Origin of the sequence: Kitasatospora sp. NPDC086801 (assembly GCF_044745805.1) — a bacterium.
GTDB lineage: Bacteria > Actinomycetota > Actinomycetes > Streptomycetales > Streptomycetaceae > Kitasatospora.
Map to the genome: position 1 here is coordinate 1 of NZ_JBIVAX010000107.1, position 1,571 is coordinate 1,571.

Annotated in this window: 1 protein-coding gene; it reads left to right on the forward strand. The window is 67.8% G+C overall.

The annotated features are described in order from the left end of the window. Positions 1 to 1,571: polyketide synthase dehydratase domain-containing protein (locus ACIPLC_RS38185; RefSeq protein WP_400477663.1), on the forward strand; the 1,571-nt coding region annotated here is incomplete at both ends.

A 1,571-nucleotide genomic window follows, 5' to 3' on the forward strand; every position in this document is an offset into this window, starting at 1 on the left:
GGAGTCCCGGTGGACTGGCCTGCCTACTTCGCCGGCAGCCACGCCCGACACACCGACCTGCCCACCTACGCCTTCCAGCACACCAAGTACTGGCTCGATGTCCAGGACTATTGGCCCGAGTCATGGGCAGGCATTCGTGTCGGACAGGGCGACGTCAGCGCCGCCGGACTGCGAGCGGCTGACCACCCGTTGCTCAGCGCCATTGTTACGACTGCCGGATCCGACGGCGTCGTGTTGACCGGCCGACTGTCCGTGAACAGCCAGGAATGGCTTGCTGACCACGTCGTCTTCGGGTCGGTGGTCGTGGCCGGTGCTGCCTTGGTGGACCTGGTCATTCGCGCAGCCGACGAGGTGGGCTGTGACACCGTCGAGGAACTGACTTTTGTGGCACCGCTCGTGCTGCCTGAGCACGGCGGCATCCAGGTGCAGGTCGTGGTTGGCGGGGACGTCGACGGCATCCGTTCGGTCAGCGTGTACTCGCGAGCGGAGAACACCGCCCCCGACATGCCGTGGGCCCGACACGCCACGGGAAGTCTGGCGGTCGCGACTGACCGGGGAGTGCCGTTGCTCGAATGGCCGCCAACCGGCGCGAAGCCGGTTGGCCTGGATGGTTTCTACGATGCCATGGCCGAGGCCGGTCTGGTCTACGGTCCGGCGTTCCAGGGGTTGCGTGCTGCCTGGCGGTCCGGCGACGAGATCTTGGCCGAGGTCGCGTTGCCCGACGGTGTGGCTGTCGACCGGTTCGGCCTGCATCCTGCGTTGTTGGACGCCGCCCTGCACGCGATCGCGTTGTCCGTCGGGGAAAGCGGCCAGACCATGGTCCCGTTCGCCTGGTCGGGCGTGCGCCTGCATGCCACAGGTGCGTCGGCGCTGCGGGTCCGAGTTCGCCCGGCGGACCGCGACAGCACCGTGAGCGTGGATCTCGCCGACGCCGAGGGTGCACCGGTGGCCTCGGTTGCAGCATTGAGCGTGATGCCGCTTTCGTCCGAGCAGCTTTCGGAGGCGGAGCCAAGTGCGAACGAAAACCTTTTTGAGGTGCGGTGGCCGCCTGTGGCCTCGGTGCCGGGTGAACCGGTGGTCACGGGGACTTGGGGTGAGTTGGGTGATGGGGTGGTGCCTGGTGTGGTGGTGTTGCCTGTGGAGCCGGGGGTGGATGCCGGGGCGGTGCGGGCGGCTGTTCGTGCTGCGTTGGGTGTGGTCCAGCAGTGGGTGGGTGAGGAGCGTTTCCGTGAGTCCACGTTGGTGGTGTGTACGCGGGGTGCGGTGGCTGTCGATGGTGAGTCGGTGACGGATCTGGCCGGTGCCGCGGTGTGGGGTCTGGTGCGGTCGGCGCAGTCGGAGAATCCTGGTCGGTTCGTACTGGCTGATGTCGATGGTGAGCTGGATGCGGCTGTGCTGGTGGGTGGTGATGAGCCTCAGGTAGCGGTTCGTGGTGGGGCGTTGTATGCGCCGCGGCTGGTTCGGGCGCGGGCAGTGGCCTCGTCGGGTGGGTTCGGGCCGGGTGGGACGGTGCTGGTCACTGGTGCGACGGGCACGCTGGGTGGGTTGGTGGCGCGGCATTTGGTGGCTGT